The following is an 8,539-nucleotide window of genomic DNA, read 5'->3' as shown; positions in this document are numbered from 1 at the left end:
GCTCAGGCATTGAAGACCGTGCTCGGCCGCTGAGCTGGGTCCGGGGGTTCGCTTGCGCGTCGCCCATGTCTCTTACGTTCGGAGAACACCATCATGACGTCCCACCCCAATCACCACCCCGCACCGGTGACCATCCAGGCCCGCCGGCTGGAGGGCAAGGTCATCCTGATCACCGGCGCGTCCGCCGGCATGGGCGAAGCCGCCACACGGCGCTTCGCCGCCGAAGGGGCCCACGTCGTGGCCGGCGCCCGGCGCACCGACCGCCTCCAGAGGCTGGCGGCCGAGCTGTCGACCGCCGACAACCAGATCATCGCCGTGCCACTGGATGTGACCGACGAGGCCACGGTGGAAGCCGCCGTAACCGCCGCGGTCAAGCGGTTCGGCCGCCTCGACGGCGCGCTCAACAACGCCGGCATCACCAGCGACGGCACACCACTGCACGAGAAGGACACCGATGCCTACGACCGGGTCATGGAGGTCAACGCCAGGGGTGTCTTCCTGTCCATGAAGCACGAGATCCCCGCGCTGCTCGCCGCCCAGGGCGGCTCGATCGTCAACGTCTCCTCCGTCGGCGGCATGGTCGGAGTGGCGGGCATCTCGGAATACGTCGCCTCGAAATGGGCCGTCAACGGCCTCACCAAGAGCGCAGCCCTGGAACTGGCCTCATCCAACGTGCGCGTCAACTCCCTCGCACCCGGCTCCACCCGCACCGAGATGTGGGACACCCTGCCCATCGAACTCCAGCAGCACCTGGCCTCCATGGCCCCGATGAACCAGATCGCCCTGGCCGACGACATGGCCCGCGCCGCCCTGTTCCTGCTCTCCGACGAAAGCCGCTGGACCACCGGCGCCATCATCCCCGCCGAAGGCGGCCACCACATCGGACGCTGACCCACACGTGCTCGGGGCCCCCACCACAGCGACGCCCCCGAGCACCCACCGCGGGGGCCCGGGAGGCGGACTGGCCCGCGCTGCTCGTAGACCAGCAGCGGCGCCGGCACTCGGGATGGTGACGGGGCCGTGCGCGAGCGGACCACCCGGTACATATCTGGTCCGTCTGCTCCGAGAACCGCGTCAGCGAGCGTGGTGGCGACCGCGCAGGTACGCAACCCCCTTCTCAGTGGCTCCCCCCTTGTCGGACTGTCCGTTGCGTCGACCTAGGAGTCCGAGTGGCCGGCGGAGCGACGGGGCACTATGCGCTCGATGTGCTGGGGATGATGACAGGACTGAGCGCGAACCCGGAGCCGTACCCATCGGTTACGTGTGATCGGGGTCTGTCGGCGATCGCGGGCAAGGTATGCGGTTCGGGCCGTGGTCCGGGGCGGTGCCCTGACCACGCCGCTGAAGCCCAGAACTGGGGTGAGGTGGGGATAACCCCACCCCGAATGCGGGCGGTGGCCGGGTCGCTGGGGCGGCTCACAATCAACCAGAGTGATCACTGTTCGACGTCGGCCCAGCTCGGAGTTAATCCACTGCCGACCCGGTCGGGCCATACCTCACCCCACGGAGACATCTCATGACTGAGCGAGCGCCCATGTCGCGTCGCCGTCTGCGGGCAGCCTTGACGCTGACCCTGGCCACCTGCCTGACCGCGGCGGCCGCAGCCGGCGGGGCGTCCGCGGCGTCGGCCGTGCCGCTGCGGACCGAGGCGGTGCGGGCTGACACGTGGTCGGCCGATGCCGGTCACGTCGGTGCGGTGGCGGGGCGAGCGGACCGGTTGGCCACGCTCGTCCGGCAGGCCGTGGACGCCGGTGTCCCGGGAGTGGCCGTACGGATCGACAACGGTCATGGGCCTGCTGTCGAGTCCACCGAGCAGGCCCCCTGGACCGTGGCTGACCACAAGCTCGCTGTGGACGACGAGTTTCGCATGGGTTCCAACACCAAGACACTCGTGGCCACTTTGATTCTGCAACTCGTCGCCGAGCACCAGGTCAACCTGACCGATTCGGTGGAGAGTTGGCTGCCCGGCCTGGTCCCCGGCGGAGGCGCGATCACTTTACGCATGCTCCTCAACCACACGAGCGGTCTGTACGACTATACCGACGATCCCGCCGGCCTCGCCTCGGTCACCGGCCAGGACCAGCGGCAGTGGACCCCTGAAGAACTGCTCGCGCTGGCCACCAGGCACCAGGCGCTGTTCACTCCCGGCAAGAAGTGGTTCTACAGCAATACCAACTACATCGCGCTCGGCATGGTGCTCGAGAAGGCCACCGGCCGTAGCGTGGCCGACCTGATCGACGAGCGGATCGTCCGGCCCCTGGGCCTGACCCACACCTACCTCGCCACCACTGCCGCGTGGCGGCCCGGCGACAGCCGGACGCACACGCACGGCTATGAACCCGACGCCGCTCATCTGGGCCCCCTGCTGCCTCCCGGCATGCCCCCAGGGACGTCCTTCGCGGGGCCGATCCACGACGACCACGTAAACACGACCGGCATCAACCCGAGCTGGGCCTGGGCCGCAGGGGCTGTCGTCTCCTCCGCAGCCGACTGGGCGCGCTTCGACACCGCCTTGATGTCCGGCGAGCTGCTGCCCCCGGCTCAGCTGAGGCAGATGCGCACAACCGTCCCGGAAGACTCCGCCGCGCCGGAGGCCACCAGGTACGGGCTGGGTCTGGAGGAGGTCCGCACCCCGTGCGGCACCGTATGGGGGCACACCGGTGGCATCCCCGGTTACGCGAGCCAGAACTACACCGACAGTACCGGCCACCGCACCGTCGCCATCCTCACCTCGACCGTCTTCGGCCTCAGCGAACGGAAGGTCGCCGCCACATACCGGCCCCTGGTGGACGCCGCGGTCTGCCGCATGCTCGGCAAGACCGCCCCCGGTACAGCCGCGCAGAGCACGGCTTTGCCGGGCTGACGTACCCCGAACGACCTGTCACATCGCCCGTACCGCACGGTGCGCAGATCTGCCGCACCGTCGGCTACCACGCACCCTCGCCCCCCCCACAGCAGCCGAAGGAGCCCCATGGCTCACCACGGCTCAACACCCGCCCTGCCCGGCAGGGCACCAGCAAGGAGTGTTCTTCATGTCCCATAATCGCGATGCTCTACGGTCTGTTCACACCTTGTCGCCGTCCAGGCGCCGACGAGCAGCCACGGCGACGGCCGCACTGGCGGTACTGGGCGGTCTCACCGTGGGCTGCGTGCCGTCAGCGTCGGCGTCCGGGGCTCATGCCGATGAGCGTCACGACGTGGTGCGGCAGCGGATGGACCGCCTGGTGCGCGACGACGAGTTTCCCGCGGCACTGGCCGCTGTCCGCGGTCGCGATGGCAGCACCCGTGACTACACCGCGGGCGTCGCCGACCGGGAAGACAAGGCGAAGGTGCCGGCGGACGGGCGGGTACGCATCGGATCCACCACCAAGACCTTCACCGCCGTGGTCGTTCTGCAACTGGTCGGCGAAGGCCGCATCAGCCTCGACGCGCCGATCGAGAAGTACCTGCGGCGGCTCGTCCGGGGCGAGGGCATCGACGGCCGTCACATCACGGTGCGGCAGCTGCTGCAGCACACCAGCGGCCTGCCCGACTACGTCGCGGCCATGGGCGGTGACTTCTTCAAGGGCCGGCACACCTACACCGAACCGCGCGACCTGCTCGACCTGGCGCTGGCCCAGAAGGCGAAGTTCGTCCCCGGCAGCAAGTGGGAGTACAGCAACACCAACTATCTCCTCGCGGGCCTGCTCATCCAGAAGGTCACCGGCCGCCCGGTGGCCGAGGAGATAACGCGGCGGGTCATCAAGCCCATCGGGCTGCGCCACACCTACTTCCCCGGCGTCGGCGACCAGGACATCCGGGGACCTCATCCGCGGGGCTATCACGTGGCGAAGCCCGGCGCTCCGATGCGCGACATCACCGAGATGGACCCGTCCTGGGCATGGGCCGCCGGACAGATGATCGCCACGCCGAGCGACCTCAACCGCTTCTACTCCGCCCTGCTCGGGGGCAAGCTCCTCAAGCCGGCGCAGCTGAAGCAGATGCGCACCACCGTCCCGGCCTCCGATCTCTGGCCCGGGGCCCGCTACGGACTCGGCCTGATCAGTACCCCACTGAGCTGCGGTGGCCTCGTCTGGGGCCACGGCGGTGACATCCCCGGCTACGAGACCCGCGGCGGCGCCACCGAAGACGGCCGCGCCGCCTCGGTCACCGTCACCGCGCTGCCCAGCGCCCTGCCCACCGACCAGGCCGGTCAGCAGACCGCCGCGGACCACGTAATCGACTTCGTCGACACTGCCCTCTGCGAGTAAGCGGCCCGCCCTGTCGGCGTCGGGTCCCCGCCCCGGTGGCGCCCGTTCGCGGTCGCCACCGGCGGTTGCCTGCCCGTCCGGTCCGCTCGTGAGGTCACCCGACCACGTCGGTCTCGTCGAGCTTGCAGATCGCCGCGGTGGTTTCGACGCCGTCGTCGTGCAGCAGCTGACGCATGAGGGAGATGTCGATGTAGGCGGCGTCGAGGGGATGCATGACCAGGCGTGAGAAGGCGGTGCCGAACTTGGCCACCGAGCTCGTGCCCGGGATGTAAATCGACAGTTCGTCCCGGGCTTCGAAGACCTGCACCTCGACGTCACCGGATAGAGCTGCAATCGCCTTCTCGTCCGCCGTGACGGGGATCTTCACCAGCCAGTGCGGCCCTTCGGCGGTGATGCCCCGCATCTTCTGCTCCGGGGTCTCGCTGGCCCAGGTTCGCCAAGGAGTCCCCGACACAACGGCTCCGCACGACTCCATGGTCTTGACCACATCCTGCACGGTGGCGGTGACGACGGCATCGGCTTCGTCCCAGTCGTACTGGTCACCTCCGGCCGACGGGCCGGGTACCAGCTTCGACACTACGGTCATCTCGGGTACATGGCGCAGGCGTACCTCCGGCCACGAGTTGAAGCATTCTCGAGCGTCGCTGAGAGCCTCGTCCTGGGCCTGCCGCTGGTGCCGCACCTCCGCACTGTGCTGCCGCAACAGGGCGGGTGCCGCGTCCGGCTTGTCGAGAGCACCCGGACGAGCTTGACGCTCATCCCCGTGCCGCGCAGGACCGTGATCAGCATAGCCTGTTCGACCTGCTCGAATGTGTACGAGCGGTAGCCCGTCTGCTCGTTGACGTCGGCTGGGACGAGCAAACCCTCGGAGTGGTAGAACCGCAGTGTCTGCGGCGACAGATGGCACATTTCGCTGAATTCGCTGATGGACAACATGGCGCCATGGTCGCCCTTACAGCAACTACAAGGTCAAGCACCGAGGGCGCAGTGCACACGGCCTGCGTCCGGCGCGGACACCTTGGCCCCGACTCCTCCACCGAGCCGGGGCCATGACCGAGGGTTTCAGCGGTCTTCTGGACTCAGGCCAGACTCTCAGCGAACTCGCGTTCCTCCTCCGCGTCGTGGTCGCGGCCCAGCCAGAGAGTCCCGGCAATCGTAACCGCACAGGCGAGCGCGGTGTAGGTCGCCAGAAGCAGCCATGTTCCCTGCCAGTTCAGCAAGGCCGCGAACGCCAGCGGCGCCATGGCGCCGCCGAACGTGCTGCCGATCGCGAAGGCCAGCGAGCTGCCGCTCGCGCGAAGGCGGGGCGAGAACTGCTCAGTGATGAAGGCGCCTTGCGGTCCGTACATGAACGAATGCAGTCCCAAACCGACCACGATCCCGCCGACGAGAACCACATACGAGCCGCTCAGAATGGCCGGCAGAAACACGAACGGCCAGACGGCCGCAATCGCCGCGGCCACCGCGTACATTCGGCGGCGGTTGACGCGGTCGGACAGTGCCGCGGCGAGCGGGATGAGCGCGAGCTGCGTGGCTGAACCGATCAGTACCGCGATCAGTACTTGCGACGACGTAAAACCGGCTTCCTTCGTGCCGTACACGAGACTGAACACGACGAACAGGGCATACGTGACGTCCGGCCCCACCCTGGCACACGACGCGGCGATCAGGCCACGCCACTCGGTGGAGAACACCTCACGAACGGGAGCGGACGGGCTCTCGCCCTTGTCGCGGATCGCGCGGAACACCGGCGTCTCCTCCAGCCGGAGCCGGATCAGCAGCCCGAGCCCGACCAGGATCGCCGACGTTAGGAACCCGACTCGCCAGCCCCATGACAGGAAGACGTCGTGTGACATCGACACCGTGAGCAGCGCCAGCATCCCGTTCGCCAGCAGATTGCCAGCCGGCGGCCCTATTTGCGGGGCACAACACCAGAACCCGCGCCGGTTCGGGTCGCCGAACTCGCTGGACAACAGCGGAGCCACTCCCAGCTCGCCACCGACACCCACCCCCTGCGCGAATCGCAGCGACACCAGCAGGATCGGTGCGGCGATGCCGATCGTTCCGTACGTGGGCAGCAAGCCGATGACGAACGTGGCGACGCCGATCAACAGCAGTGTCAGGACGATGACTTGTTTGCGTCCAACGACGTCACCGAGCCGCCCGAGCGCGAACGCCCCCAACGGGCGCGAGAGGTAGCCGACGGCATAGGTGGAGAACGCGAACAGTTCGGCGGCCGCGGAACTGGAGTCGGGGAAGAACAGAACCGGGAACACGAGTGCCGCTGACGCGGAGTAGATCCCGAAGTCGTACCACTCCAACGCGGTGCCGGACAGACTGGCCGCGAAGGCGTTGACGATCTGTCGGCGCTGCGGGGGTGGCGGATTCACGGCGGTATCCGTGGTAGAGGGAAGCAGTTCTTCAGGCATGTTGTCTCCAGCCAGACGAGGTATACGGAAGGTATATATGGCCTGAGGCCAGGTCAAGGGTTTGCCGTCACCTGCTCGCTTCGGCGAAGGCGTCGTTACCTCGGTGTTATATACCTTACGTATACGTCCTTGGTGGGGCGAATATCAGCCATGATCACAGGAGGCGGCTCGCGGGGGTGTGCCGCAGTGGCTGTTCGTCGCGGACCACCAGTCGGTCCATGCGTTCGGATCGTCGTGCGATGCCGCTGATGGTTGCGGCGCCGAGGCGGAGCGGCTCGTCTGGATCCTGATGCGGTATCGGGCGGGGTGTTGCGAATCTCGCGACGCTGTCCGGTTCCTCGGTTGTCAGCGCGGCATACGAACGGGCAGTTCGGTGGTGCCCTGGGTCATCCACCCGCGGACGATGATCTCGTGATCGGGTTCGAGACGGATACGGGGATGGCGAGCGAACAGCTCCTCCAGCGCGATACGCGCGATCTGCGGTGCGAAGGCGCTGCCGGAGCATACGTGGCGGCCGGCGCCGAAAGCCAGATGACCATGCGCGGGCCGGTCGAGATCGTAAATCTCCGGCCGGTCGAACTCGGTCTCGTCATGATTTGCCGAGCCGTAGCACAGCCACGCCGTGTCGCCCTGCCGCAGCCGCACGTCGGCCAGTTCCATGTCTCGGTCGGGCACCCTGGAGGCCCCGCTGAACAGCGGCGACAACCAGCGCAGCCCCTCTGCGACTGCCTTGGGGGCAAGGCCGGATTCTCCACGACCCGACGGAGTTGCTCGGGTCGGGTTGTCAGACCCAGGAAGGTGGACCCGCAAGCGTGGCCCGGTTCCTGGAGCCCTCCGAGCAGGATGATCAGCAGGGACGGCAGCATGTTCTCGATACCGCGTACCTCGCCATCGGGCATGCCGTCGTGGAGCCAGTACGGGATCGCCGATTCGTCCGGTCGGCTGCGGAGCCGTTCAATCATGTCCCCGACAACTTCACGGATCTCCGCCGCGGCGGCGTCGCCTTCCTTGTACGCCTCGGGGTCGACCAGGCCGGGCGCTGCGGCATGGGACAAGCTGTGGAACCAGCGCTGGAGCCGAACGGTACTGATGTGGGTGAACCCGAACCGATCCGCGACGCAGCGCACGCTGACCGCTTCGAAATAGTCGGTCAGCAGGTCGACGTGTGTTCGCCCGGCCAGCTCATCCAAGCGAGCACGGGCCGCCGCCCGCACAGTGGTGTCCATGGTCGGTTTGAAAGCACGCGGGCGCAACGGCGGGGCGATCACTCACCGCAGCTCGCTGTGCTTCTGCCCCTCCGCGCTCAGCAGTACGCGATCGTGGGCGGGGCGCGTGCCCCCCGGAAGTGCTCGGCGTCCTCGGCGATCTTGTGACAGTGACGCCAGGTGGTTGCGATCCACGCGTTGAGCGCCGGTACCCAGGCGATCGGCGCCTCCTTACGCAGCCGGGACAGGACATGGTCTGCATCGGTTTCCAGCTCGGCCAAGGTCATGTTGTCCAGCCAGCCGACATCAACGGCCATCGTCCCCCTAGATGTCGAGGGACAGGAAGGGGGTCAGGGAACGAGAGGTGCAGATCATCATCGCGTCGCCGGACGCGCGTTCGTCGGCCGAGAGCACGTCGTCGCGGTGATCGGGGATTCCCCCCAGTACCGCCGTTTCGCAGGTTCCGCACGTGCCGGTGCGGCAGGAGGACAGGGCTTCGACGCCCGCCTCCTCGACCGCTTCCAGGATTGACTTGCCCGGCGGAACCGTAAGGGTGCGGCCGGACCGCGCGAGGCGGACCTCGAACGCCTCACCCGTGGCGGTTCCCGCGGGCTGGAACCGTTCGAAGTGGACCGTGCTCCCGGGCACATCGTCG

9 protein-coding genes are annotated in these 8,539 nt (G+C 67.9%); 3 read left to right on the top strand and 6 right to left on the bottom strand.

Annotation, left to right across the window (positions count from 1 at the left end):
- The first annotated feature begins 93 nt into the window (after positions 1 to 93).
- From ACT2CW_RS49755 to ACT2CW_RS49745, 3 genes are all read left to right on the top strand, one after another.
- A complete protein-coding gene (locus ACT2CW_RS49755) occupies positions 94 to 891 on the top strand; it encodes an SDR family NAD(P)-dependent oxidoreductase (RefSeq protein WP_445520540.1) in 798 nt (265 codons plus the stop codon).
- A gap of 625 nt (positions 892 to 1,516) precedes the next feature.
- Positions 1,517 to 2,863: a serine hydrolase domain-containing protein gene (locus ACT2CW_RS49750; protein ID WP_198549152.1), complete on the top strand. Its 1,347-nt coding sequence runs from the start codon at positions 1,517 to 1,519 to the stop codon at positions 2,861 to 2,863.
- A gap of 169 nt (positions 2,864 to 3,032) precedes the next feature.
- Positions 3,033 to 4,250: a serine hydrolase domain-containing protein gene (locus ACT2CW_RS49745; RefSeq protein WP_445521394.1), complete on the top strand. Its 1,218-nt coding sequence runs from the start codon at positions 3,033 to 3,035 to the stop codon at positions 4,248 to 4,250.
- 94 nt (positions 4,251 to 4,344) lie between these two features.
- On the opposite strand, the gene ACT2CW_RS49740 is transcribed toward ACT2CW_RS49745, so the two are convergent.
- The 6 genes from ACT2CW_RS49740 to ACT2CW_RS49715 form a co-directional block, all read right to left on the bottom strand.
- A complete protein-coding gene (locus tag ACT2CW_RS49740; protein ID WP_445521395.1) occupies positions 4,345 to 4,932 on the bottom strand; it encodes a hypothetical protein in 588 nt (195 codons plus the stop codon).
- Positions 4,833 to 5,186 (bottom strand): MerR family transcriptional regulator, encoded by a 354-nt coding sequence (locus tag ACT2CW_RS49735; protein ID WP_445521393.1) that lies wholly within the window; start codon positions 5,184 to 5,186, stop codon positions 4,833 to 4,835. Before ACT2CW_RS49735 ends, ACT2CW_RS49740 begins: the two co-directional genes overlap by 100 nt.
- A gap of 143 nt (positions 5,187 to 5,329) precedes the next feature.
- Positions 5,330 to 6,679 (bottom strand): MFS transporter, encoded by a 1,350-nt coding sequence (locus ACT2CW_RS49730; protein ID WP_138911738.1) that lies wholly within the window; start codon positions 6,677 to 6,679, stop codon positions 5,330 to 5,332.
- 345 nt (positions 6,680 to 7,024) lie between these two features.
- Positions 7,025 to 7,489: a cytochrome P450 gene (locus tag ACT2CW_RS49725; protein WP_445521392.1), complete on the bottom strand. Its 465-nt coding sequence runs from the start codon at positions 7,487 to 7,489 to the stop codon at positions 7,025 to 7,027.
- A 493-nt stretch (positions 7,490 to 7,982) separates the two neighbouring features.
- Positions 7,983 to 8,201, bottom strand: coding sequence for a hypothetical protein (locus tag ACT2CW_RS49720; protein ID WP_445521391.1), 219 nt, complete (start codon positions 8,199 to 8,201; stop codon positions 7,983 to 7,985).
- A 7-nt stretch (positions 8,202 to 8,208) separates the two neighbouring features.
- Positions 8,209 to 8,532, bottom strand: a complete 324-nt coding sequence (locus ACT2CW_RS49715; protein WP_445521390.1) for a 2Fe-2S iron-sulfur cluster-binding protein — start codon at positions 8,530 to 8,532, stop codon at positions 8,209 to 8,211.
- Positions 8,533 to 8,539: the final 7 nt, after the last annotated feature.

Source organism: Streptomyces sp. NEAU-174, assembly GCF_052665095.1.
Note: the sequence above shows the minus strand (reverse complement) of the source record. Positions and strands in the feature narration are given on the sequence as shown.